Source organism: Desulfovibrio sp. An276 (assembly GCF_002159665.1).
Taxonomy (GTDB): Bacteria; Desulfobacterota; Desulfovibrionia; order Desulfovibrionales; family Desulfovibrionaceae; genus Desulfovibrio; species Desulfovibrio faecigallinarum.
On sequence record NZ_NFJC01000018.1, the window covers coordinates 1 to 24,296 of the forward strand.

Here is a 24,296-nt window from a genome sequence, read left to right on the forward strand (position 1 = left end):
AATGCCATGAGTCCCCCAAGCCTTAAGAAGCCACCTATTGGGTACCATCTTATCAGGGGTTGCTCAAAGGGGCTAGATCAAATTTACAGGGCTACGACTGAATGGATACCTGCTTTTTATCCTTTCTCTCGCTCTCCAGGAAAGAGCTCGCAACGGTCATTACAAAAATAAAGATTTCAATATCTTAAGACACCAACCGATACATTACACTCTCCAAAAGAAAAAAGTGTTATCATATCGTTGGGTAATATTTTCTATATTGGCATTGGCATATTTTTTGGTTTATTTTCACCGAACAACAGGTGGGGCTGTTTCCGATGAAATCAAGACACTCTTTGGAGTGGATTCTGCTGCGGTTTCTCTGTTAGCTGCTGCCTACCTCTATTCCTATACACTCATGCAGCTTCCCAGTGGTCTTTTGACAGACACTCTTGGACCAAGAAAAGCGGCAACTATATTTATCTGGGTCATCGTTTTGGGATCGCTCCTGAGCGCCTATGCTGCTTATGTATCTGATATCAATCTACTTACAGCCGGAAAATTTGTCATAGGCATCGGCGCAGCCGTAGTCTATATCCCCATAATGAAAATCATTGCAGTCTGGTACCGCAAATACGAATTTGTCTCATTGAGCGGAATATTGCTTTTAGTGGGTAATGTCGGAGGTATCGCAGCAGCCTACCCAATGGTTGCCATGTGCAAAGCATAGGACTGCAGAATACCTATATTGTCCTTGCCATCCTGACTTTTGCTGTTGCCGTGGCAGCAGGATTGCTGGTCCGCAATCATCCCAGTGAAATGCAGCTGCCAAGCATAGAGAGTATTGTGGCCGAGGAGACAAATAAGCCTGTGGCCGAATCTACTTCTGGCAGTGTCCCCATGGTTGAAGCCCTGAAGCGAACCTTCACAACTGGCCGGAAATTTTGGCCGCTGGCCGTGTGGTACTTCTTCACCTATGGCACCATTATGTTATGGCAGGCCTTGCAGGCTGGCATGTATTATCGGAATGTCTACGGTTGGGACAGCACACAGTTCGGTCTGCTATTGACCCTGGTTGGTGTTGGCATGGTTCTTGGATGTCCTTTGGCAGGATATCTTTCTGATAAGGTTTTGCGCTCCAGAAAAAAGGTCATCTGTTTTGGTGCAGTTTGCTATACAGCAGTATGGACCGTTATTTGGCTTACGGCAGGCGATCTTGCTTCTTGGGGTGTGCAGGCTGCTATCAATTTTTGCTTCGGCTTTTTTGGCGGCTTTTTTGTGGTCTGTTATGCGCAGATCAAGGAACTCTTTCCTATCTCCATGGCAGGTACATCTACAGCAGCACTCAATCTTTTCCCCTTTGCTGGTGGTACTCTCTTTACAACTGTGGGTGGCCTCACAGTGAAGACCGAGGTGGCATCGGAATATCTTGGTGAATACCGCACCTTGTGGCTGCTTGCCGTTGTCTGTATGCTCATTGCAACTTTCTGTGCCTTCATCTCGGTGGAGAACAAGGCTGATATCAAACAGTGATCGTTCTACATTGCACGCACAACATGCAGACAAATGATTCAACAACACCAGCGGTGCTTAACTTCCAACCATCATAGACAATGGAGGATTGTATGAATCTCAAGGAACGCGTACTGAACCGGCTTCAGGGAAAATCAGTCGACATCACCCCCGTGGGCTCTACCACTACGTATGGTTGTGTCTGCTTCATGAAAGGGTGCAATGTGACAAGGCCAGCTGTAGATACAGATCCCAAGGCATTGGCTCTCATGGCTCTTGCAGGTCACTACATGGGGGGCTTCGACTGGATCAAGGCCATGGGATCGGATATCACGGCAGTCAGCCATGTACTAGGCTGTGAGGTGAAGTCAATGGCGCAAGACTCGCCTTACGTCATTACTTCCCATCCCTATGCAGAAAAAAGTGTAGACGAACTCGACGTACCAGACAATCTGCTTAGTCTGGGGCGTTTGCCCGCCTACAAGGAACAATTCAGAATTCTCAAAGACTACAGTGACGTGCTGGCCATCTATGGTGCTTCGGAAGGTCCCTTTACTGCTGCAGCCAACTTGATGGATGTGGTGAATCTCATGCGCTGCACCATCAAAAAGCCGGATGTTGTGGAAAGGATTCTGCAGGTGACTACCGAGACTCTGGTTCGTTTTGTGAAGTTTGCAGCGGAAAATGGGGCAGATTACTACACCATGGCAGAGCCTACTACCAGTCCTGATCTCTTTAGCCCCAAGTTCTGGCAGCGCTTTGTAGCACCCTGCATCAAGCGTATTGTGGATGAGTCCCCCATTCCCATTGTGCTGCATATCTGCGGCAAGACGGATCCTATCATTGGCATGATGTGTGATACCGGGGTGACCGGTATCAGTATTGAGGAAAAGGCAGACATGAAAAAGGCCGTGGAAATAGCCCATGCAAAGGGTGTTACCGTCTTTGGCAATGTGGCAACAGCCTCCACCCTTTTCACTGGTACTCCCGAAGAGGTGTATGCCGAATCTACTGCTGCCTTGGAAAATGGCGTTGATTTCCTTTGCCCTGGTTGCGGAATTGGCCCCAACTCGACACTCGATAATATTATCCAGCTGCGCCGGGCACGTGACGCCCGTTTTGATCAACCCATCTTCCATCCACAAGCAACAGTCTCACTGTAGCTCGCACCAAGGACTCTTTCACACGAATGCTCAAACATCACTTGATGCGAGATTCAAGAGGATGTATGGCCGCCATCAAAATGCTTTGAGACGAATGACATCTTTGCTCAAGGGCTCCGGTCTCTCCAAAGGAGAAGCAGGGGCCCTTTTGAGCAATGATGCCTTTGTCATTCTGAAAGGGGAATTTTCTGATCTAGCCCTGTGCTGGTTGGGGATGCCGGGACGCATGCTGGAAGAGAGGCTGCCTGGTTGAGACTGACGCTACGATAGCCCGTGTCCTCAGGGAAATTCTGGGAGCAAAAGAAGATTGTGAGACTCGCCAGAACAGAGTGCGCAGGGCAGGAGGAGTTTTCCCTTGAGGCGCGGCCCCTCAATGGATAGGGCTTTTGCGTGCGTCGCGGCATGCAGAAAATCAGAAAAAATTGTTTTCTCCCTCTGTACAAGATAGAATTGTGTTGTATCTATGCTCTTGAAAGAAGGAAAACATGGAGAAGTTGATACCCCATGTAACAATCCCTTCAAAAACTGCTTTGTTGTCAGACAAATCTTTTTGGAGGATACAATTATGACACTGTTTGAAAGAACAAATACGTTCCCTACGCTGGCTGGCATGCGTGGTATTTCCAGACTGCACGATGATATAGACCGCCTCTTTGGTGGATTCCTTGCAAGGGAACCTTGGCCGGATTTTTCTGCCAGGGATGATATGGCCCTCTTGCCCCAGATCGACTTCAAGAGCGATAACAAGACCTACACCATGTCCGTGGAGCTTCCCGGCGTCGCTCCCGAGGATGTGAAAATCGAGGTCAATGCCAACGAGCTCACCATTTCCGGCGAAAAGAAGGAAGAGGTGAAGGAAGACGACAAGACCCATGTGCAGGAAAGGCGCTACGGCTCCTTCATGCGCCGTGTGACCCTGCCCGAGGATGCGGATTGCGATTCCATCAAGGCTGTTTCCAAAAACGGCGTGCTGACCCTGGAAATCGCACGCAAGGCACCCGAACAGGGCAAGGTCAGAAGCATCGAGGTGCAGAAAGACTAGCCGCCGTCCAATAGATCGCCGATTCGGACATATTGTACGAGAGGGCTCCCGCCTCCCCAATGGGGGAAGCAGGGGCCCTTTTTGCTTTGCACTGGCCCCGCGAGCATCCCATATTCACAATGGTACAAATATCTTGACCATGGAAGCCCCAGCCCGGGACAGATGTTCCATTGTTCATTGCACCGCCATTTCTTCGTATTTTTATTCCATCCTCCAGCCAATGGAAGCCAAAGGAAATGACAAGAGCGTATTTTATCCATGATAACGCCCAAGTATTGACAGTGAACGACTTGAGAGCATGTGCCACGGGTACTATCGGCAATCCTTGTGCTTGTACGAACACTGTCCGGCCTCCAAAAATCGACACGAGGGCGAGACATCGGCACTTTGCCTGCCTTGTGCGCGCTCTCTTTTTGCGACAATTTGGTACAAATATCTTGACAGAATCGGGCAGGTCGTTAGAATTTGATTTGAGGCTTCGGGAAAAGGGCCTTTTTCGCGGAAACAGTTCCTCTCCCGGGTCCGATTCCCTGTTGTGCCCTGTTTCGCACACACTTTTCACAGAAGGCTTTTGGTCATGAGCGCAACTTCCTATATCCTCCTTTTGACCCTCTTTCTCACCGAGGGCGGTACCCTTGAGGCCGAACAGGAGATCGATGCAAGCAGCCTGCAGGAATGTCGTGTCGAGGCCAAGAGACAGCAGGACGCACTCCTGAGAGAATTTGCCCTTTCCGTGGAAGAACGCGGCATGTGCCCCTTCCGGGATGTAAAAATCCGTTGTGAAAGGCGCAAGGGATCCCAGTAGAAGTCCTTTTGGCTGTCACACATCCGCAGTCAGGCGACAAGAACACAAAAAAACGGGCCCATGGCCCGAGACAACTTCTTCCCATGCTCGGGCGTGGGAGGCCAATATCAGCAAAGGGGCGGCGTGATCGAAACCTCGATTACACCGCCCCTTTGCCTTTGTTGTGGATATCACAGACATTGAGCCCTGTAGATGGTGCCTCTGGCCCTTGCAAAATGAAACGGACTATGCCTGACCTATGTTCAGTTCCCTGACCATTTCCATGCGCTCGACAACATGGACGCCAAAGGGGCAGCGTGTCTCGCAGCTGCCACAGGAAATGCAGTCCTCCGCCCTTGCGGACAGAGAATTGTAGTGGGCAGTGACAGATGGGGGAACAGTGTCCTGCATGGTGGCAAGGTCGTAGAGCTTGTTCACCATGGCGATATCGATACCCTGGGGACAGGGTGCGCAGTGGCCGCAGTAGGTGCACTGACCGAAATAGGCGTGGCGGGGAGCGTTCGCCAGAATGTCTGCGTAGTTCTTCTCCTCGTCCGTGGCCTCCTCGTAGGCAACTGCTGCCATGACGTGCTCTGGCGTATCGTAGCCCACAAGGACGCTTGCGACAGCAGGGCGGGTCAGGGCGTAGTGCAGGCACTGCACAGGTGTGAGTGCAACGCCAAGGGGAGAAGTGGCAGGGGAGAAGAGGCGCCCGCCAGCGTAGCCCTTCATGACCGTGATACCGATGTCCTGCTGTTCGCAGAGCCTGTAGAGCTCTGCTCGCTCCGGGTGCATGCCCTTCAGATCCCCTGTGTAGTCGTCCTTGAACTGTACATCCAGGATGTCCTCGCTTGGCGGCAGAAGATCAAAGGCCGGGTTGATGCTGAAGAGGATTATTTCCACTTCGCCGCTTGCGATCGCCATCTTGGCAATAGTGGGATTGTGGGTGCTGATGCCGATATGGCGGACAGACCCCTGGCGCTTTTGCTCCTTGGCATAGGCAAGGAACTCTCCGTCCATGAGGTTCTGGTAGTCCTCCACAGCGTCCACGTTGTGGAGCATGCCGAGATCGATATAGTCCGTACCGAGACGGGTGAGCAAATCTTCGAAAGCAGGCTTCACCTTGTCCATGCCGCGGGTGCGCACGTACTGGCCGTTTTGCCAGGTGGAGCCGAAGTGCCCCTGGATGATCCACTTCTTTCTCTTGCCTGCAATGGCCTTGCCTATGTTGCTGCGCACATTGGGCTCTGGCATCCAGCAATCCAGGATGTTGATGCCCTGTTCCTCGCAACAGTCGATGACGGCCCGAACTTCCTCCGTGTTGTGGCGCTCAAGCCATTCGCCTCCAAGGCCGATTTCGCTGACCATGAGGCCTGTCTTGCCCAGTCTTCTGTATCGCATGCTCTCTCCAGCTTGTGAGCTCGCTCAAAAAAAGTGTCGCGTACCTGTGCCTAATCCTCGACCCTGAGGAAGACCTGCATCTCTTCCCTCTCCCAGAGTTTCTGGGCAATGAGGGCATTACCCTCTGGGCCCGGATGCACAGCGTCCGTGAGAAGGTCAACAAAGCTCGCCTGCACAAGATCCGGGAAGAGATTGATGCAGGGAACATTGACGCTTTTGCAGGCTTCACAGGCAAGCGCCCCAAAGGCTTCCAGGGTCCTGTTTGCCTCTTCGTCGGCAACCGGGAAGGGGCAGATGAAGAGTGTGGGGGCGATGGTTTTGGCCCTTGTGACAAGGCGCAGAACGTCATTGCTCAAGGGAGCAGCACCTGCTCCGCCCTTGATGTCCACTGTGCCTGTACAGAAGGCCAGGCGGGGGCGAATGCCAGGCATGAGGCGGGCAGTGTATTCCTGCTCGAAGCGGGCCTCTATCTGGGAGAGCTTCTGCCTGCGGGCGCCAAGGTTGTAGAATGTGGCCGGGGGAAGGGCGTAGGCGCCTTCACGGGCGCCAAGAAGTGCCAGTCTGGAGACAAAGCCTCCGGGCTGCTCGCTATCGTTCACCCCGAGGGTGATGGAATCGCCAAAGAAGAACCAGGTATCTGTGTGTTCGCGTCCCAAGATTTTCCTCCTTGCCAGGGCAAACTCGGAGGCTTCAAGCCTTCGCAGGCCCTTGCAGTGTTGGCGCCCTTTCTCTAGTTCTGTCCCCTCTCCTTGTCAATTTGGGATTTTCATTGAAGAAATCGGGAAGGTGGCTGTGGCCTCCTTCTGGTGGGGTAGCCCACACGCAATCTGTTCTGTCCTTGGGCATTGCCTACTTGCCGAAAGTGCTTATATTCCTTTGGATCCGCGTCAGGGCCCTGTCCCGAGCCGGACGATCCTCCCCCCAAAAGGGGGTGCCGCAAACATTCCGCATATGGGAAAATCACATGAGCACCATGAAACCAAGTGAAATCGTTGCCGAACTTGACAAGTATATCATAGGCCAGACGAATGCCAAGCGCATGGTGGCCGTAGCCATACGCAACCGCTGGCGCCGCCAGCAGCTGCCGGACGATCTGCGCGACGAGGTGGCGCCCAAGAACATCATCATGATGGGCCCAACTGGCGTTGGCAAGACTGAAATCGCAAGGCGCCTTGCCAAACTGAGCTCTGCGCCCTTTGTGAAGGTCGAGGCTACCAAGTTTACGGAAGTGGGCTATGTGGGCCGCGACGTGGAATCCATGATCCGCGACCTTGTGGAAATAGCCATAGTCCTTGTGCGCGAGGAGGAGACGGAGCGCGTACAGGCAGCTGCCGAGGCAGCTGCCGAGAGCAGGCTCCTTGACTGCCTTCTGCCCAACAGCGCAGGCTCTGACCAGCATCAGTCCACCAGGGAAAAGCTGCGCCAGCAGTACCGCCTGGGCGTTTTGAACGATCGCGAGATCGAGATTGAGGTGACCGAACGTCCGGCAGGATCCGTGGACATCATGGCCATACCCGGCATGGAACAGGTCGGCAACCAGATGAAGAGCCTCTTTTCCAGGGCCTTTCCCCCGAAGCAGAGCCGCCGCAAGGTCAAGGTGCGCGACGCCTTCAAGATCCTGCAGCAGGAGGAGACGCAGCGCCTTCTCGACGAGGACAAGATCGTCGAGGAAGCCAAGAAGCGCGCAGAACAGCTGGGCATTGTCTTCATTGACGAGATAGACAAGATCGCTTCCTCCGCCAATCAGTCGCGAGGCGCAGATGTCTCCAGGGAGGGCGTGCAGCGTGACCTTCTGCCCATAGTGGAAGGCAGTGCAGTCAATACCAAGTACGGCATCGTGCACACGGATCACATTCTCTTCATTGCTGCTGGCGCCTTCCATTTCAGCAAGCCAAGCGATCTCATTCCCGAACTACAGGGCCGCTTTCCCCTGCGCGTGGAACTCGACCCCCTGGGCAAGAACGAGTTTTTGCGTATCCTGCAGGAGCCTACCAATGCCCTCACAAAGCAGTATTCGGCCCTGCTTGGCACAGAAGGCGTACGCCTGAGCTTCAGCGAGGATGGCCTGGAGGAAATCGCCTCCTTTGCAGAGGAAATCAATACTGCCACTGAGGACATCGGCGCCCGCAGGCTCTACACCATCATGGAAAAGGTCCTTGCCGACATCAGCTTTGACGCTCCGGAAATGCCCGGAGCCCAGATCATGGTGAACAAAGACTACGTGCGCGAGCATCTGACCGATGTGCGCGAGGATCAGGATCTGAGCCAGTATATCCTTTAGCCTGGCACAAAATATTCCTGTGCGAAAAGACGGGGTGTGGATTTTGTTCCACATCCCGTTTTTCAGTTTGAGCTTTGTTTTGAGGGGGCGGCTGCCCGGTTACTGCTGGAAGGTCTCCCTTGCGGCCTTGTCGAAGCTTGCTCCGGTGAAGACGTCGCGCAGGACAGTGGGCCGCGTGGCGTTTTGGCCTGCGGGGAAGAGGGCAGTGAGCGGAATGCTGCGGCTGCCAAGCATTTCCAGAAGCTTTGTGCCGTGGGCATTGGCGTCCGTGAGATCCACGCGGATAAAGTCCACGTTGTAGGTCCTTTTCATGCGCTTTAGGCGATCCTCGCTGAAGACCGTAGCCTCCACAAACTTGCAGTTGGGACACCAGTCAGCTGTGAATTCCACTACCATGGGTCTTTTGCCGAGGTTTTGCGCAAACTCCTGCGGTTGGAACTCTGCCCAGACGGTGGGTGTTCTTTCCATGTTCAGGGCAAAGGCAGAGGCCATGACTATGACCAGCAAAAAGAGGACACTTCCGATGCGCCTGCGTATTTTGGGCGCCTCAAGGCCACAGACCTGATCCCACAAAAAGGCGGCAAGCGCAGTCACAAGCAGGGCAAAGAGCACTGGAATGTGCTTTTCGTCGGGCAGGATGGAGAGCAGGTAGAGGGCTGTTCCCAAAAGCAGAAAGCCCAGGACGTGTTCGAACATGAGCATCCAGGAGCCCGGACGCGGCAGGATTTTTGCGAGATTGGGCCAGATGCTGAAGACTATGTAGGGCAGGGCCATGCCAATGCCAACTGCCCAGAAGACAACGACAAGGACGCCCAGGGATTGGGTGAAGGCCCAGCCCAAGACGCCGCCAAGGAGGGGGCCTGAGCAGGGCGTGGCAAGAAAGGTGGAGACAAGGCCGGTGAGATAGGCCTGCAGGCGCGGGCTCCTGGTTTTGGAAAGTGTCTTGAAGTCTATGACTGGCAGGGTGAAAACGCCCAGCATGGAAAGCCCCATGAGGAAGACCAGGACCAGCATGACGAGGAGAAATTCCTGACTCTGGTAGAGCTGGCCCCACATCATGTCCAGCACGCCGAACAATATGCCAAGCAAGGTGAAGAGGGTGAGGATGCCAGCTGCAAAGAAGATGTTGTGTTCGCGAAAGCGCCTGACACTCTCGGAGCCGTGGGCGTTGGCCATGAGCAGGCCTGTCACCTTGAAGGTGAGCACAGGCAGCACACAGGGCATGGCGTTGAGCAGAAGGCCTGCCAGGATGCCGAGCAAAAGAGCCTTGCCAAGGCCGTAAATCTCGACGCTTGTGTCCGCAAAGACAGGCTCTATCTCGAAGTCGAAGCCTGCCGGGGCTGGCAGGGGTGCTTCCCGCATTTCTTCGGTTTGTCCGGAAAGATTTGCTGCTTGCGCGTCCGCCTGGGGGAGAGTGGACGGATCAACAAGGGTCACGCCACTTCCGGACGCCATGGTTCCCATGGTTTCCATGCTCCCCATGTCCATGGAAAACTGGCCCATGCCGGGATCGGAGGCCACTGGGGCTCCCTCGCGGGCAAGCTTCTGCCATCTGGCAAACCAGGGCTCTTTGCCGGCAGAACTGGGTTTTTTGGGAACCCTGCCCTTGAGCGTCAGATCCAGGGGTGTGCAGCTGGTGGAAGAACACAGAAGAAGGCTCAAGGAAGCGGAAAAGCGCTTGCCTGCGCTTTCTTTTGGCAAGGGGACAAAGAAGTAGACCTCGCCCTCGTAGACGTTGATGCTGGCGTTCTTGTCGAAGAAGTCGCGCTGTATGGCACCCTTGGGGTAGTAGACCGGCAGGGGGCCATCGCTTGCGCCCGCCTCGTCGAGGATGAGGGTGAGCTGTGCCGGGCGTCCCACATCTCCCGGATCGTTGGCGTAGGCGTGGGTCCCCTGGGGGATTTTCATGCCAAGGGCAGCCACAATGCCGTCCTTGTCCGTTCCGAAGGAGAAGCGGGCATGGACGTTGGGCTGGGCAGAAAGGGCAGGGCAGGAGGAAAGAAGGAATGAAAGGAAGGTGAAGAAAAAGGCAAGGAGAAGCGGGAGCTGCCTCCCGGATATGCGGTATATGTGGACTGTACTAAAACTCATGTGGCAATCCCTTCCCCGGGCGAACCCGGGCGGCAGTCGGTTTTTGTGTGAGAAGCCTGCGTTGGGATTTGCGAAAACAGAAATATCCAGACTGTTTTTACGTGCCCTCAAGCATACCCGACTTGCCTTTCCCTGTCACCTTGCGGGCAAAGAAAAAGCCCCCGCGAAAAACGCAGGGGCATTGCTTTCGAATGGTGGGCCATCGGAGACTCGAACTCCAAACCAATTGATTAAGAGTCAACTGCTCTACCAATTGAGCTAATGGCCCGTGAACAAAGAGAACATATAGTTTCAGGGCGTGTCCGTCAAGCTTTTTTTTACAAAATCTGGACAATCAGGCAAAGAAAATACGCAAGTTATTGTTGTTAATGTTCTTTTTTTTTATAAAAATTTGTGAGAGGCTCGTCCTCAAGAGGCTGTATCTGGCGCGAGAGGAGGCTGCGTGACATGCAGGACAGTATCTGAGTCTGTCATGCCCTTCTCACTGGTAACGGAAGAGCGACATATGCACAAGGAACCAGGGGATGCACAGTTGCGGACAATTTTGCAGGCTTTGCCATACTCCATGTGCATCCATCCGGAAAAAGGAGCTTTTCTTACAGAAAATATAAAATGATACTCAGTAGTTGTCACTTGACACGGCCTGCACAGGATCTAGTATGGGGCAAGAGCCATCCTGTTCGGCGCATGAGTACAAAGACCTGCTGCAGAATGTTCGCGCTTGAGCCTGCTCCACTCCTTTTTTTTCGCAGGAAAATGCTTGTTTTCCTGTTTTTCCCCGCCGAAGGATCTGAGGTATCAGGGAGGAAAAACATGCACAAATCAAGAGATCTGCTTGTCAGGGCACTGGAAGAAGCTGACATCCGTGTCAACGGCACACGCCCCTGGGATCTGGTTGTCAACAACGAGGATTTGTTCGACAGGGTGATCCGCGACGGCACTCTGGGCGCAGGCGAGGCCTACATGGAAGGCTGGTGGGACTGCGAGGCTCTGGACGTCATGTTCTGCAAGGCCATCCGTGCGCATATCGAGCGCAGGCTCTCGCATTCCCTGCCTGTGCTCTTCATTGCCCTGCGCCAGCACGTCTTCAACATGCAGTCGAAGACAAGGTCCGTGGAGGTGGCAAGAAAGCACTACAATATGGACAACGCGCTCTTTGCCAGCATGCTTGGCCCTACCATGAACTACAGCTGTGGCTACTGGAAAAACGCGCGCACCCTCGACGAGGCCCAGGAAGCCAAGATGGACCTCATTTGTCGCAAGCTGCATCTTGAAAGGGGCATGCGCGTGCTGGACATTGGCTGTGGCTGGGGCGGCCTTGCCCGTTACATAAGCTCGCACTTTGAGGTGGAGGTGACGGGCATAAGCATTGCCAGCGAGCAGATACGCTACGCAAAGGAAAAGGATACGCAGGGCAGGGTACGGTGGATTTGCGACGACTACCGGAACCTGACAGGCAGGTTCGACCGCATAGTCTCAGTGGGCATGTTCGAGCACGTGGGCGCAAGAAACTACGCAACCTACATGCAAAAAGCCCATGACCTTCTGGAGGACACGGGCCTTTTCCTTTTGCACACCATAGGGGCCAATCACCAGAAGGCTGGTGTGGATCCCTGGTTTGACAAATATATTTTTCCAAACGGCATGCTGCCCTCGCCGGTGTCTGTCACAAGAGCCATAGAGGGAACCTTTGTGCTGGAGGATTGGGAAAACTTTGGTGCGGACTACGACAAGACCCTCATGGCCTGGTACGAGCGCTTCGAGAAGGGCCTTGCCGAAGGGAGCTTTGCCTGCGAGGAAGAGGTACGGCGCATGTATCGCTACTACCTCTTGAGCTGTGCAGCAGCCTTCAGGACAAGGGACATACAGCTCTGGCAGCTGGTCCTGAGCCCCAGGGGTGTTCCCGGAGGCTACCGTTCCGTGCGCTGAAGTTCCCTGGGCTTGTCTGCCAGGGCATCGCGCTCCATGGCAGCCACAGGACGGGGCTTGTGCTGACTCCCCTGAAGCTGGCGGCGCACAAGTTCCAGGATGATCAGATCCTCGGTCGCGGAGTGGAGCTTTGCCGCAGGCAGAAAGGTCTTCTGCAGGGTCATGGACAGGGCCTGGGAGCTTGCCCACACGTTGAGGATCTCTTCCGTGGGCATGGTCTGCAGGCTCTGGGAAAATTCGTCCGCATCCCTGTTGTCCGAAGGGGCTGGGCTGGTGAGGAAGGTCATAATATCCATTGGAAAATAGTCCTTTGCCGTGGCGGCTTTTGTCAGCATCCGGGTGCCGGACGCGTGCTCCTGGCCCTAGAGGTACTGGGCCTTTTTCACAATGCGCAGAAGATGGGTCAGGGGTTTTGTGTCCACAAGGGGACCAAGAACTGCCTGGCAGATGTGGAAGGGGGAGAGGTACTCGTCCTTCCATGAGCAGCGCAGGCTCGTTTCCCCTGCCAGGGTCTCGACACTTGTGACAAGTCTGCGCACATCCGTGACCCTTTCGCCCTTCTTTGTCTCGCGGGCAAAGGGGAAACTCTCCCTTGCCATGAAGTCGGAAAAGGCCTTTGCCACCTTTTCGGGATCCAGTTCCAGGACACGGACGGAAAATTCCTCTTCCAGGGCGATCTTTGCCTTGTCCCTGAAGGCCACTTCCTCCACCTTCCAGACATTCATGCCTCTGGGAAGACAGGCGTTCATGCGTGCGCAAAAGTCCTTCTCGTCCATGCGCTCCCGCAAGGTGACGGAAAACCATTCGCACATGCTTTCCATGCCGACGGGCAGGGCCCTGCCAAAGCTTATGAGGGGCAGCGGATGAAAGCCCTGGGAAAAGGCCATGGGAATGTCCGCCCTGCGTAAAGCCCGGTCAAGGACAGCCTGCAGTTCGAGCTGGGAGAGGAAGGCGGAGTTCTGGAGCTTTGTGTGCCACACGCGCAGGCTCACGGCCCGCACCACAAGGGACGGGTCCAGCTTCGGGGGCTCCGGCTTGATATCGCGCAGTATGAGGCGTCCATTCTCGTCGCGCGCAGGATTGTTGGGCACCTGGTCGCGCTCGGAATAGACAAGGCGGTTTTTCACCTCCTGCCCCTCGGTTCTGGCAAGCCCGCTTTGGCGCTTGCCCTTGTCGCAGGCCCCGCACATGCTGCAAGGGTTGTAGCGACAGTCCGCGGTGACCTTCGCGTTTTTGGCCTTCTCAAGCTCGCGCAAAAGAAATTCCTCTGTGACGCCTGCCTCGATGTGGGACCAGGGGAGGGGAGATCCAGGCGCCTGTCCTTTCGTGCAGCGTTCGGGATCAAGACCCTGTTCCGCAAGGGCACAAAGCCAGGGCTCAAGGCGGAAGTGCTCCTTCCAGCCAGTGAGGATGGCGCCCTTTCTGAAGGCAGATTCCACCACGTCCGCCATCTCGCGGCCTGCGCGGGAGAGTATGCCTTCGAGATGGCTCACCTTGGGTTCGTGCCAGCGCAGGGTGAGGCCGCGGATCTTCTTGAATTCCGAAAGGACAATGTGCACGCGCCTGTCTATCTCGGCAAGCGAGATCTGATCCTCCCACTGGAAGGGCGTGAAGGGCTTTGGCACAAAGGGCGAGAGTGCTGCCGTGACAGCGAGCTTTGGAGCACCCGGGCCGCCCGCGTAGCGCACCTTGCGGCACAGATCCACAATGGCCAGAAGATCCTCGTCTGTTTCCGTGGGAAGGCCTATCATGAAGTAGAGCTTGACCTGGCGCCAGCCGTACTCAATGAGCTTTTGCACGTGGGTGATGAGCTGCTCCTCTGTCACACCCTTGTTGATGACGTCGCGAAGCCGCTGGCTGCCTGCTTCAGGAGCCAGGGTAACACCCGTGCGCCGCAGTCTGGACATCCTGTCCATGATGTCGTCGTCAATGGAGCCCACGCGCAGGGAAGGCAGGGAGAGGGCGATCTGCTCTTTTGCGCAGCGATCCAGGGTATCAAGGCACAGGTGCTTCAGGGCCGAGTAGTCGCCGGCGCTCAAGGCAAGAAAGCTTATCTCGTCAAAGCCCGTGTTTTTGAGACAGTCGGACAAGATGCCGCTCACTGTCTCTACCGAACGCTCGCGGGAGGGCCTGTAGACAAAGCCCGCGTTGCAGAAGCGACATCCCCTGGTGCAGCCCCTGGCTATTTCCAATGAAAGACGGTTGTGCACGGTTGCCAGCGGCACAACCTGGCTTGTGGGGGAAAAGGTTTTCTCAAGGTCTGCCACGATGCGACGCCTTGGCGTGGGTATGTCCTTGTCCTGCGCAACAAGCCTGCCGTCTTCTGTTTCACTGAAGAGCGAGGGCACGTAGACGCCGGGGATGTGACAGACCTCGCGCAAAAAGACAGAGCGGGGCGTGCCCTTCTCCCTGGCCTTCTCAAGGGCTTCGAGCAGCTCGACCAGCGTCTCCTCCCCGTCGCCAAGGACCACGCAGTCCAGGAAGGGTGCCATGGGCTCTGCGCTCAAGGCAGCACCGCCGCCTGCGCTCACGAGCGGACAGGCGCCAAGATCCTCTGGGCGATCCTTGGTACGCAGGGGAATGCCGCCAAGATCCAGGATGTTGAGCACGTCCGTATAGCACAGCTCGTGGGTGATGGAAAAACCGATAAAGTCCATTTCCGCCAGGGGCGTGTCGGACTCCAGGGTCGCGAGAAGGGTTCCTGTATCGCGCAGGATTTGGCAGGCTGCCGCGTCCGGCTCGTAGACCCTCTCGGCCCACCAGGAGGGGTGGTCGTTGACGATGCCGTAGAGAATCTTCTGGCCTAGGTGGGACATGCCCACCTCGTAAAGATCCGGAAAGCAGAGCGCACAGCGCAGGCTGACAGTGGCCGGATCCTTGTGGACCGAGCCCTGTTCGATGCCGAGATAGCGGCTTGGCTGTGTCAGGAGGGGAAGAAGTTCGCGCATAGGGGCAGAGGGGTTGTCCTTGTCTGCTTAGGAAAAAAAAAGGGGCAGAAGGCCCCTCAGACTGTCTTTTTGCCTAGTGGATGAGTCCGGAACCGGAGGTGGTGGATCCGCCGAAGTGGATCTTTCCGAGGTTGGAGCTCACGGAGAGGTTGGTGGTCACCTCGATGTACTTGTCCTGCAGCTCCTTGGCTGTCTCGGCAAAGCGGTAGAGGATGAAGCGACCCTCGATGCAGGCGTCGAAGGTGTTCTCGAAGGGAAAGCCGTAGGGAGCAAGCAGCATCTGCATGCCCTGCTGGGTGGGCACGTTCTGCAGCTGCACGACATTTTCGAGCATGTCCTTTTCGGCATTGTACTTGCCGAGAACAATCTCGCCGGAAACAAGCTTGACCATCTTGATGTCAAAGGCTGCCATTTTTCTCTCCTTGTATGGATATTGGGGACACGCCCCATGGGTGGCATAAATGGGTAGCATAAAAGATTGGCTGCGGCCAAAGGGGGCTGCAGGGAAGAAGATGCCTAGTAGCAAGCAGCCGTCCTTGTCAAGCAAAAAAAAGTTCCCTTCGGCCTGGGGGCATGCCAAAGGGAACCTTTGAGAAGGGAAATTTCGGGAAGAGTTGGCAACGCATGAAAAACGCCAACGCGTCTTGCTTTTGCGCCCAAATAGGGTATGGTGAAGCCTAGCCTTGGAACAAGACCCTGTCCCTGCCAAAATTTTTCCCGGAATCTGTATGAAAACATCCCCCTGCCAACTCAATGAAGACGACGTTCTCAAACTGGAAAAGACCCTGGACTACCATTTTGTCAACAGGGGTCTTTTGCTGCGGGCTCTCACGCACTCCTCCTACGCCAACGAATACGGCCTCGAATCCGCCCACAACGAGAGGCAGGAGTTTCTTGGCGACGCGGTACTTGAGCTGTGCGTGTCCTGGGAACTGTACAAGCGCTTTCCCAATACCAGGGAAGGGGATCTGACCAGACTTCGCTCAAGCCTTGTGAACACCACAAGCTTTGCCTGCAGGGCAAGGGAGATTGGTCTGGACAAGATGCTTTTCCTTGGCAGGGGCGAGGAGAGCCAGGGAGGACGCAAGCGAGACAGCGTTTTGAGCGACGTTTTCGAGGCAGTCCTTGCAGCCGTCTACGAGGACGGGGGATATGCGGCAGCACAGCACTCGGTAGCCACTGTCTTCAGCAGGATCTGGCCAGAGGATCCGCACGAGGGCAAGAAGGAGCAGGACCACAAGACCTGCCTGCAGGAACGCGTGCAGCATCTCTTTGCCGGGGACAGGCCTGTGTATTCGCAAGTTTCCGTGACAGGCCCGAGCCACGCGCGACTTTTCACCATGGAGGTGCGCCTGCCCGATGGGCGCTGCTTCACGGCAGAGGGGACAAGCTGCAAGAAGGCCGAACAGGCCGCTGCAGCCATGGCGCTGGAGGCTCTGGACGGGCAGGGCTCCTGATACACAGGAAAGGCTTTTGTTTTGGGGGACAGGGAAACTGCCCCCTTTTTTTGATCGTGCGAGCCATGCCTAGCGCATGAATTTGAGGCCAGCGAGCATCTTTTTGAGATTGAGTGCGTCCCAGGGCATGTATTCGGCAAAACTCATGCCTACGACGTTTGCCGCCTTTTCCACGTCTGCCAGAAGGCGCGCCACGTGGGAGAGTCTCAGCTTGCCGTGCTCGGACTCTATGGGGTTGGGTACGTCCGGATTGGTGAAGAGCAGGGATTTGAAGAAGGCGGGATCGAGCACATCGAGATCCAGATGGATGGCAATGTGCTCAAAGTGGTTGCGCTCGATCCAGTCAAGCACATCAGTGCTGTCCTTTTTGACGGACGCACTCGGGATGGCGCATAGTCCCATCTCGTCCATGGTCTTGCGTTCGTGGGAGAAGACGTTGTCTACGCCGGCATAGAGGACCTGGGAGGGAAGAAGTTTTCTCTCCACCATTCCCGCCATGGCAGGCTCGCCGCCGCCAAGAAGGTTGCCGAGAACCATGGCGTGGGAGTGATCGAAGTCTGCGGGTGTCGTGATGTCCGGATGGGCATCAATCCACAGGACACCAAGGTTGTCTCCATAGCGTTTTGCAAGGTAGGCAAAGGGCGCCTGACTCACAAGGCAGTCTCCGCCAAAGGTAATGACGCGCTCTGGCTGCCTCTCCTCGAGAATGGCTGTGGCAGCTTCTATCTGCTTCATGATGACAGAGCGGTAGAAGACGCCTCCCTCCTTGGGTGCCTCAATGCCCTCGTGCCAGGCCGGCACGGGAACCTCGATGACGGGATCGTCGTTTTGGGGGGCAAGAAAGGACATGAGGTGCGAGCCGAAGGCGTAGATCTGGCCAGGGTAGGGGGTCTCGTCGTAGCCGCCCTGCCACTGTGGAAAAAGAAGGCGCACGGTTTTGGGTCTTGTCATGATATTCTCCTGAAATTTGGGCCCAGGAATTGTCCCCGGAGGCTGTCGAAAGTTTTTTTTGGGAAAGGCAAGTCCTGCTAGTCCCGAACAGGTTGCAGGGCCTGGCGCACAAGGCGTCTGAAAAGCGCGCTGTGCCTTTCCATATCAAAGTCGGGATCGATGGCAGTCCTTGCAATGAGCCCGTCCACAAGGGCATAGAGCCAACAGGACACGGCTTCGAAATCAAGGTCGGGATCGATTTCGCCAGCCTCGGCAGCTGACGCGAGCAGGCGGGCAAAGACCTCGCGCATGAGCCTGTCGCTTTGCCTGAAGGAAGCGCGCACCCGCTCGTCCCTGGCAGCCACGGCCAGGATTTCGGTCCAAAGCCCGTGATCCACGGGGTAGCCCACATCGCGCACACAGCTCTCCATGATGGCAAGGATGCCGGCCAGGTGCCCTGATGTATCCAGCGCCTGCCTGGCCTTTTGGGCTCCCTGCGCGTGCTCGCGGGCAATCATCTCCATGAAGAGTTCTTCCTTGTTCTTGAAGTGCACATACATGGCTCCCTGGGCAAGACCGGCGGCCCTGGCTATGTCCGCCACAGTGCAGCTGGCGTAGCCCTTTTTGGCAAAGCAGCCTGCGGCGGCAACAAGCAGTCGCTCCCTGGTGGCGGATTTTTGCGCGCTGCGCTCCATGCGCTCCCTCCTTGATGTGAATGAATATTCATTCATTAAAGACCAATTGGTCTAAGGTCAAGAGGCACGAACAGGAAATTTGTCTGTGTGAGGCAAAGATTCCATCTGTCCTGTGCGCAATTTTCGGGCAGGGAAATATTTTGTCATTGGGAAAAAGCTGTGCTATGAAACGGTCAAAGGGAGGAACCACCGTGTACAGCTTGCGTTGCACATTCTTGTCCATGCTGCTTATGGGGTCGCTGGTCACGCTGCCGGCAGCCACCATTTACGCCGCCCAGGCCGCTTCGAGCGAGGGCGCTGTCACTATCGGCACGGTACAGCCGCCAGACGGAGCTGAAAAGACTGCACCAGCATCAGCGGAACCGGCCACAACCAGTTCCGCGAACGCCGGGACTTCGGCAGCTGTCGCTGGTTCTGGGACTGACGTTGCCGAAACCGTGAGCCCTGTTGTCGTCGACAATGCTCCGATCCAGTCACAGGGCCATACACAGAATCAGCTCCAGTCCGAAACAGCCCAGGCTGACGCGAAAGCTGCTCCTGCAGCAGGGGAGAGTGCCCTCAAGGGATTTGTGCCCTCGGTGGCCCTTGTGCGCCATCTTGTGAAGGAGAGCGAGCTTCCGGCCATGCGGCTTTCCCTGGGGCTTGTGAATTTTGTGGGCGAGGTGGACGGCGCCTACCCCGGCGAAGACTCCTTTGCCATCCTGCCACTGGGTCACGACGCTGTGGTCGAGGTGTACGAGCTCAGCTACGATGGCAGGGAAGTCATCCAGCCGAAGGAACCCAGTGTTGTGCGCGAAATGGGCGCCAACGAGGCCTACGTGCTGCGCGTTCCCTATTTTGCCGGGCATCCCACAAGAGAAATTTGCGTCAAGACCGGTGGCAAGAGGCACTGCTGGCGCCCAGGATCCGAAGAGCTCGGCGAGGGCTTTTTGTCCTGGAAGCGAACCAAGGGCATGAAATAGCCTTGCTTCAAGAAATTGCTGCCCCGCGTTTGCAAAGTCTTCGCGGGGCTTTTTTTGTGCCGCAAAAAAAAGCCCCCGTTGATGCGGGGGCTACGGTACAAAGTGCTTTTCTGGCATGTCAGCCAAAGAATTTTGCTATCAGTCCGGAGAAGCGCATGCCGAGCTGCAGGGCTATTATGCCGATAATGACCTGGCCCGCCACATTGAGGGCCAGGGCAAGCCAGGCCCTGCTTTCAAGGAGCGCGTTGGAATCGAAGACAAAGGTCGAGAAGGTGGTGAAGGATCCCATAAAGCCTGTCAGAATCACAACGCGCGTGGCGTCCGAAAAAAGCCTGTGCACGCTAGCCATGCCCCAGATGGTACCAAACAGAAAACAGCCAAGAATGTTGGTGAGAAAGATGCCCCAGGGAAAGGCGCTTTTGACAAGGGCGGACACGAGAGCCGAAAAGCCGTAGCGTGCAAGGCCTCCCAGGGCGCTCGCAAGGGCAAAGAGCAGAAGGTGTCGCATCCTATTCGCCGGAAAGACCTGCGACCACAGCACAGGCCTTGATGCCCAAAAGCTCGCCTGTAAAGCCCAGGCCCTCTTCTGTCGTGGCCTTCACGTTGACATGGGCTATGTCAAGGCCAAGCAGGGAAGCCAGATTTTCCCGTATGCTCTTCTTGTAGGCCCCAAGGCGCGGCTTTTGGGCAATGACCGTTACGTCCGCGTGGGTGAGTGTCACGCCAGCCTCGTGCACAAGGCCCAGCACAGTCTTGAGAAGCTCTACGGAGCTTGCTCCGTCAAAGGCCGGATCCGAGTCCGGGAAAAGCTCCCCTATGTCTCCCTTGCCTATCATGCCAAGCAGGGCGTCCATGAGGGCATGCAAAAGAACATCGCCATCCGAGTGGGCGGCAATGGTATAGGGCGAGGGGATGGCTATACCGCCAAGAACCAGGGGACGCTCGCCACCGTAGCGGTGCACGTCGTAGCCAAAGCCCGTGCAGGGAACAGTTTTCTCCAGGGTCTTCAGATCGTCCGCAGTGGTTATCTTCAAATTCGCCTCCTCCCCTTCGACTATCCATACCTTGTGGCCTGCAGCCTCCATGAGGCTCGCGTCGTCTGTCACCGTATTGGATTGGGTGTTGAGGGCATGATGGGCTTCCCAAAGAAGCCTTCTGTCGAATCCCTGGGGGGTTTGCACTGCGCGCAAGGCAGATCTGTCCGGTGTCGCAAGAACCATGCCGCAACCGTCCACCTGCTTTATGGTGTCCTTGACCGCAAGTCCGGGGATGACGGCAATGGCTCCCTCGCGCAATTTTTCGCACAGGGCATGTACAAGGTTTGTGGAAAAGAAGGGACGTGCCGCATCGTGCACAAGAACGTGGGTCGCACTTTTGGGAACGAGTTCAAGGCCAGCCAGCACGCTATCCTGTCGCCTTGCTCCCCCCCTGGCAAAGAGCAGGGGAAGGTTGATCCCGTCACCTTGGGCAAAGCCAAGGGCAAGCTCCCTGTTCTCCTCGAAGGCATCCTTTGGAAAAACCAGGACCACACCCGCGATTGTTCCCGAGGCAACGCTCGTGCGAACACTTTGCCAGTAGAGCGGGCGTTCCCTGTAGGTCAGAAACTGTTTCGGAAGCCCCCTTGTCTGTGCGGCAAGGCGCGTTCCCTTTCCCGCGGCAAGCAGGACAAGCCAGGGTGCCTCCACGTTTTGTACAGTCTCTTGCCTTGTGTCCATCCTGCTCTCCCTTTCCGGGGTGTTGTCTGTCTGAAAAAATGGGCGGAGCGGAACTGTAAGCCGGGTTTTGTCGTACGATCCGTCAGGGATCGCGGGACCGTCATTCCTCTGGAGACACAGTCGCCTGTGCCCTCTAGCAACCGACCCGGGAGACATGTGGCCGGGCAAGCCGCCTCCCCTATTTGGTCTTGCTCCGGACGTGGTATGCCGAGCATCCGGCATTGCTGCCGGATCTGGTGGTCTCTTACACCACCGTTTCACCCTTACCCAATACCTGGGCGGTTTGCTTTCTGTGGCGCTGTCAGAGGGTCGCCCCTCCCGGGTGTTACCCGGCGTCCTGCCCTGTGGAGCCCGGACTTTCCTCTCGGGGTCTCCCCCAAGCGACGATCCGTCCCACTCCGCCTGATGTGCACTGGCCCGGGGTGGAATGTCCCCGGGCCAGGAAAAAGTGTGGCTTTACTTCTCGGGCTCGTTTTCCTCGGTTTCGTCGGAAAGGCCGTCCAGACCGGTCATTTCGGTCATATCCGTCAGATCGGACACATTGGCCATGGTGCTCATGCTGTCCAGGGTGGATTCGATGTCGCCCATGTGGTGCAGCTCGTCGTCAAGGACGTCCGCAGAGGACACGAAGGACACGTCCTCGCGCTCTTCCTTGTAGTCTCCCTTGTCCAGAGCTGCAGAGCGGCCCATGGAAGGCTTTCTCGTGGTGTGCCTGCCGTTCTCCTGTTCCCTGGCAGCTGCTGCCTGTGCCTCGGGATCGTCTGCGATGTAGTGATCGCGCCAGACAATGATGCGCTGGCAGGAGGGGCAGTTCTTGATGTCTATGCCGCGCAGAAGTTCGTTGAAGGTCTGGGGCGGCAGGGCAATGTGGCAGCTCGGGCACACGGCCTCCGTGAGGGAGACAATGACAGGGTGTTCGAGGCGGCCGCGGATGAATTCGTAGCGCTCAAGGATGGGGTCGGGCACATCCTTGCACTTTTCCTCGCGCTCGGCCTCGTCCAGGGCAAGATCCTTTTCCAGAACAGCCATCTTCTCGGACAGGGACTGGCGCTTTTCCTCAACCTCTGCCTTCAGGGCCAGATAGTCTGGCTCCTTCTCCTCAATGATGGATTCGATGCGACGCTGCTCGTCGAGCAGGGTCACGCGCTCCACTTCGCGGGGCTGTGCCATCTTTTCGATGGTATCGATTTCCCTGGTCACGGCGTTGTACTCGCGCTCGTTTTGCGTGTCCATGAGCTTGTCCTTGCTCTTGCGCAAACGCTCGCTTTCCTCTTCCATGTTCCTGCGCAGCATGGCTTCCTGTTCGCGCAGATGGTTAATTCTGTCCTGATATCTTTCGATGTCCTGCTGCTTCTGGGCAAGCTCGGCTTCCTTCTCCTCCAGTTCCCTGGGCTCGATCTCGAGCTGCTGCCTCTTTTCGTAGATCCTGTCGTCGATCTTCTGCAGCTCCTTCAGGCTCTTGATTCTGCGAAGGTAGAGTTGGTGCTGCTGATCTGCTTCCCTGTTTTCCATGATCTGATCCATTCCTGTGTATCCTGATATATGTATTTGGGTGTCCGAATATGGGTGAGGCAAAAGCCTTTGTGAGCAAAAAGTTGGTTTAAGCGTGCAAGCCTGTCTTGGCCTATCTTGTCACAGCGCTCGCGAAGGGCGAATGCGAGGGCACGAAGAAGGTTTCGATGTCAAAAATCGTTCCAAGGCGCTGCGCCATCTCGCGCATCATCTCCTCCTCGAGACTGTGGTGGCCCACGTCGAGAATGGCTATGCGCGCGTCGAGAGCCGCGTGGTATTTGACATCGCCCGTGATGTAGAGATCCGCACCGCTTTTCTCTGCCTCTTCCATGAGCGAGGCCCCCGAGCCAGTACAGTAGGCAACGCGGGCGATTTTTTCCGGAACATTGCCAGCCGTGACCGCAAGGGACATGTCCACCCTTTGGGACAGGGCAGCGACCAGTTCCGCAAGGCTTTTTGGGGCAGGCAGATCCCCTGCAAGGCCAAAGCCAATGCCTTCCCCTGTCTCCTCCAGAAGGACAGGGTGGCGCAGGCACAAGTGCCTTGCAAGCCAGCCCACAGGGCCGTCCGGCTGCACGTCGAGCGAGGTGTGGGCAGCGTAGAGCCCGGCGTCCGCCCGAAAGAGCAGGGAAAGCACTGTGTGGTAGTTGTCGAGCCTGTTCGGAAGATGGGGCGAGAGCGAGAGCGGGTGGTGGGTCAGAATGAAGTCCGCGCCCTCGTCAAGGGCCCTTTCGATTGTGGCTGGCACAGGGTCGAGGGCCACAGCAAGGCGCCTGACCTCGGTGTGCCTGCAGGCAACCTGCAACCCGGACTTGTCCCAGGACGCGGCACCCTTGAGGGGCGCAATCTTCTCGATGGCGCAAACAATGTCTGCAACCTGCATGGCGCAAATCTCCGGGAATTGTCCTGCGGCCTAGAGTCCGCGCAGATGCTGGACAGCGTTCAAAAAGAGCATGGTGCCAGGGGCGTCCACTTCCTCGCGCGTCCAGCCGGGATGGTTGGTCACGTGGTTGAAGGCCTCGGGGTGGGGCATGAGGCCCATCACGCAGCCTGTGGGATCCGTGAGGGCCGCGGCATTGTCCGCAGAGCCGTTGGGATTGTAGGGATACTCGTTCGTGGGCTCGCCGGTCGCGGGGTTGGCGTAGCGCAGGGGAATGAGTTCCTCGCGCAAAAGCCTGTCCAGAACATCCTGCGAGGCAGGCACAAGGCGACCTTCGCCGTGGCGCACGGGCATGCGCATGAGCGGCAGGTTTTTCGTGAACACGCAGGGACTCTTGGGGTTGGGCGCCAGCGTAACCCAGCGATCCTCGTAGCGCATGCTTTCGTTGTGCCCAAGGGAGACCTGGCGGGTGAAATCTCCGTCAAAGCCAGGCAGAAGGCCAAGCTTCACCAGAAGCTGGAAGCCGTTGCATATGCCCAGGATGAGTCTGCCGTCACGGTAGAACTTTTCCAGCCTGTCGTAGAGGCGTGTGCCTGTGCAGTCGCGCATGTAGCGCCAGCGCATGCTCGCTGCCTGGGCAGCGCCGAGATCGTCCCCGTCCAGAAATCCGCCCGGGAAGATGAGAAAGTCGTACTCGTCCAGGATGACGCGCCCTTGTGCAATGTCCGAGAAGAAGACGATGTCCGCCTTGTCTGCTCCGGCCTGACGGGCCGCGTAGGCCGTTTCCTCCTGGGAGTTGGTGCCGTAGCCCTGGATAACGAGGGTGTTGACTCTGCCCATATGAGAAGCTCCTTAGCTGAAATGGGTCCTTAAGTTACACATTGCCTTGCCGCTCGTCAATCTGGCACAATCCTGTCTTTTCGGCTATAAGGAGGCGCGTTGCGAGTTTTTCCGGTTCCTGCGCCCCTTGCATATCCCCAAGCGGATCCTCGAAAGGGGCCGGAGGATCTGTCTT

General features: G+C 56.5%; 22 protein-coding genes, 1 tRNA gene and 1 other RNA gene. 9 read left to right on the plus strand and 15 right to left on the minus strand.

The features are described from left to right. Positions 1 to 259: 259 nt before the first annotated feature. The 5 genes from B5F76_RS15470 (at position 260) to B5F76_RS08490 (ending at position 4,501) form a co-directional block, all read left to right on the plus strand. Positions 260 to 709 carry an MFS transporter gene (locus tag B5F76_RS15470; RefSeq protein WP_204218354.1) on the plus strand — a complete coding sequence of 150 codons (450 nt, stop codon included), beginning with the start codon at positions 260 to 262 and terminating at the stop codon, positions 707 to 709. Further along, complete coding sequence (locus B5F76_RS15475; protein ID WP_204218356.1) at positions 697 to 1,512, plus strand: MFS transporter; 816 nt, start codon at positions 697 to 699, stop codon at positions 1,510 to 1,512. Before B5F76_RS15470 ends, B5F76_RS15475 begins: the two co-directional genes overlap by 13 nt. 92 nt (positions 1,513 to 1,604) lie before the next feature. Then, complete coding sequence (locus B5F76_RS08480; RefSeq protein ID WP_087353280.1) at positions 1,605 to 2,654, plus strand: uroporphyrinogen decarboxylase family protein; 1,050 nt, start codon at positions 1,605 to 1,607, stop codon at positions 2,652 to 2,654. Between the two features lie 565 nt (positions 2,655 to 3,219). Then, positions 3,220 to 3,696 (plus strand): Hsp20/alpha crystallin family protein, encoded by a 477-nt coding sequence (locus B5F76_RS08485; RefSeq protein WP_162608773.1) that lies wholly within the window; start codon positions 3,220 to 3,222, stop codon positions 3,694 to 3,696. 577 nt (positions 3,697 to 4,273) lie between these two features. After that, on the plus strand, positions 4,274 to 4,501 hold the full coding sequence (locus tag B5F76_RS08490) for a hypothetical protein (protein ID WP_087353284.1): 228 nt from the start codon (positions 4,274 to 4,276) through the stop codon (positions 4,499 to 4,501). Positions 4,502 to 4,726: 225 nt separating this feature from the next. Here B5F76_RS08490 and B5F76_RS08495 read toward each other — a convergent pair whose 3' ends face one another. Then, complete coding sequence (locus tag B5F76_RS08495) at positions 4,727 to 5,881, minus strand: aldo/keto reductase (RefSeq protein ID WP_087353286.1); 1,155 nt, start codon at positions 5,879 to 5,881, stop codon at positions 4,727 to 4,729. 50 nt (positions 5,882 to 5,931) lie between these two features. Continuing rightward, entirely contained in the window at positions 5,932 to 6,537 is a 606-nt protein-coding gene (locus B5F76_RS08500; protein WP_162608774.1) for an SGNH/GDSL hydrolase family protein, read from the minus strand. A gap of 308 nt (positions 6,538 to 6,845) precedes the next feature. Between B5F76_RS08500 and hslU the strand changes: the two genes are divergently transcribed. Next, complete coding sequence (gene hslU, locus B5F76_RS08505; protein WP_087353289.1) at positions 6,846 to 8,162, plus strand: ATP-dependent protease ATPase subunit HslU; 1,317 nt, start codon at positions 6,846 to 6,848, stop codon at positions 8,160 to 8,162. 99 nt (positions 8,163 to 8,261) lie between these two features. Here the strand turns inward: hslU and B5F76_RS08510 are convergent, their stop codons facing one another. Both B5F76_RS08510 and B5F76_RS08515 read right to left on the minus strand, forming a co-directional pair. Beyond that, complete coding sequence (locus tag B5F76_RS08510) at positions 8,262 to 10,253, minus strand: protein-disulfide reductase DsbD family protein (protein WP_087353291.1); 1,992 nt, start codon at positions 10,251 to 10,253, stop codon at positions 8,262 to 8,264. 192 nt (positions 10,254 to 10,445) lie between these two features. Further along, a tRNA-Lys gene (locus tag B5F76_RS08515) sits at positions 10,446 to 10,521 on the minus strand. 545 nt (positions 10,522 to 11,066) lie between these two features. On the opposite strand from B5F76_RS08515, the gene cfa reads away from it, so the two are divergent. Next, on the plus strand, positions 11,067 to 12,182 hold the full coding sequence (gene cfa, locus B5F76_RS08520; RefSeq protein WP_087353293.1) for a cyclopropane fatty acyl phospholipid synthase: 1,116 nt from the start codon (positions 11,067 to 11,069) through the stop codon (positions 12,180 to 12,182). On the opposite strand, the gene B5F76_RS08525 is transcribed toward cfa, so the two are convergent. From B5F76_RS08525 to B5F76_RS08535, 3 genes are all read right to left on the minus strand, one after another. After that, positions 12,164 to 12,478 carry a hypothetical protein gene (locus B5F76_RS08525; RefSeq protein ID WP_144268436.1) on the minus strand — a complete coding sequence of 105 codons (315 nt, stop codon included), beginning with the start codon at positions 12,476 to 12,478 and terminating at the stop codon, positions 12,164 to 12,166. The genes cfa and B5F76_RS08525 overlap by 19 nt on opposite strands. Before the next feature lie 66 nt (positions 12,479 to 12,544). Continuing rightward, the gene (locus tag B5F76_RS08530; protein ID WP_087353297.1) at positions 12,545 to 15,130 is read right to left on the minus strand and encodes a TIGR03960 family B12-binding radical SAM protein; all 2,586 of its coding nucleotides are present in this window, start codon (positions 15,128 to 15,130) and stop codon (positions 12,545 to 12,547) included. A 73-nt stretch (positions 15,131 to 15,203) separates the two neighbouring features. After that, positions 15,204 to 15,542: a hypothetical protein gene (locus tag B5F76_RS08535; RefSeq protein WP_087353300.1), complete on the minus strand. Its 339-nt coding sequence runs from the start codon at positions 15,540 to 15,542 to the stop codon at positions 15,204 to 15,206. Between the two features lie 316 nt (positions 15,543 to 15,858). Between B5F76_RS08535 and rnc the strand changes: the two genes are divergently transcribed. Beyond that, complete coding sequence (gene rnc, locus B5F76_RS08540; protein WP_087353302.1) at positions 15,859 to 16,587, plus strand: ribonuclease III; 729 nt, start codon at positions 15,859 to 15,861, stop codon at positions 16,585 to 16,587. Positions 16,588 to 16,656: 69 nt separating this feature from the next. Here the strand turns inward: rnc and B5F76_RS08545 are convergent, their stop codons facing one another. Next, positions 16,657 to 17,538: an arginase family protein gene (locus B5F76_RS08545; protein WP_087353305.1), complete on the minus strand. Its 882-nt coding sequence runs from the start codon at positions 17,536 to 17,538 to the stop codon at positions 16,657 to 16,659. Between the two features lie 77 nt (positions 17,539 to 17,615). Next, entirely contained in the window at positions 17,616 to 18,212 is a 597-nt protein-coding gene (locus B5F76_RS08550; RefSeq protein ID WP_239407002.1) for a TetR/AcrR family transcriptional regulator, read from the minus strand. Between the two features lie 221 nt (positions 18,213 to 18,433). On the opposite strand from B5F76_RS08550, the gene B5F76_RS08555 reads away from it, so the two are divergent. Beyond that, entirely contained in the window at positions 18,434 to 19,174 is a 741-nt protein-coding gene (locus tag B5F76_RS08555) for a hypothetical protein (RefSeq protein WP_162608775.1), read from the plus strand. Between the two features lie 118 nt (positions 19,175 to 19,292). Here B5F76_RS08555 and B5F76_RS08560 read toward each other — a convergent pair whose 3' ends face one another. The 6 genes from B5F76_RS08560 to B5F76_RS08585 form a co-directional block, all read right to left on the minus strand. Then, the gene (locus B5F76_RS08560; RefSeq protein WP_087353311.1) at positions 19,293 to 19,682 is read right to left on the minus strand and encodes a fluoride efflux transporter FluC; all 390 of its coding nucleotides are present in this window, start codon (positions 19,680 to 19,682) and stop codon (positions 19,293 to 19,295) included. 1 nt (position 19,683) lies between these two features. Beyond that, a complete protein-coding gene (gene ispD, locus B5F76_RS08565) occupies positions 19,684 to 20,889 on the minus strand; it encodes a 2-C-methyl-D-erythritol 4-phosphate cytidylyltransferase (protein ID WP_087353313.1) in 1,206 nt (401 codons plus the stop codon). Between the two features lie 40 nt (positions 20,890 to 20,929). Then, positions 20,930 to 21,289, minus strand: an RNA gene (gene rnpB, locus B5F76_RS08570) — RNase P RNA component class A. Between the two features lie 56 nt (positions 21,290 to 21,345). Further along, on the minus strand, positions 21,346 to 22,413 hold the full coding sequence (locus B5F76_RS08575; protein WP_087353315.1) for a zinc ribbon domain-containing protein: 1,068 nt from the start codon (positions 22,411 to 22,413) through the stop codon (positions 21,346 to 21,348). Between the two features lie 100 nt (positions 22,414 to 22,513). Further along, on the minus strand, positions 22,514 to 23,284 hold the full coding sequence (locus B5F76_RS08580; protein WP_087353317.1) for a Nif3-like dinuclear metal center hexameric protein: 771 nt from the start codon (positions 23,282 to 23,284) through the stop codon (positions 22,514 to 22,516). Between the two features lie 30 nt (positions 23,285 to 23,314). After that, on the minus strand, positions 23,315 to 24,121 hold the full coding sequence (locus tag B5F76_RS08585; RefSeq protein WP_087353319.1) for a phosphoribosylformylglycinamidine synthase subunit PurQ: 807 nt from the start codon (positions 24,119 to 24,121) through the stop codon (positions 23,315 to 23,317). Positions 24,122 to 24,296: the final 175 nt, after the last annotated feature.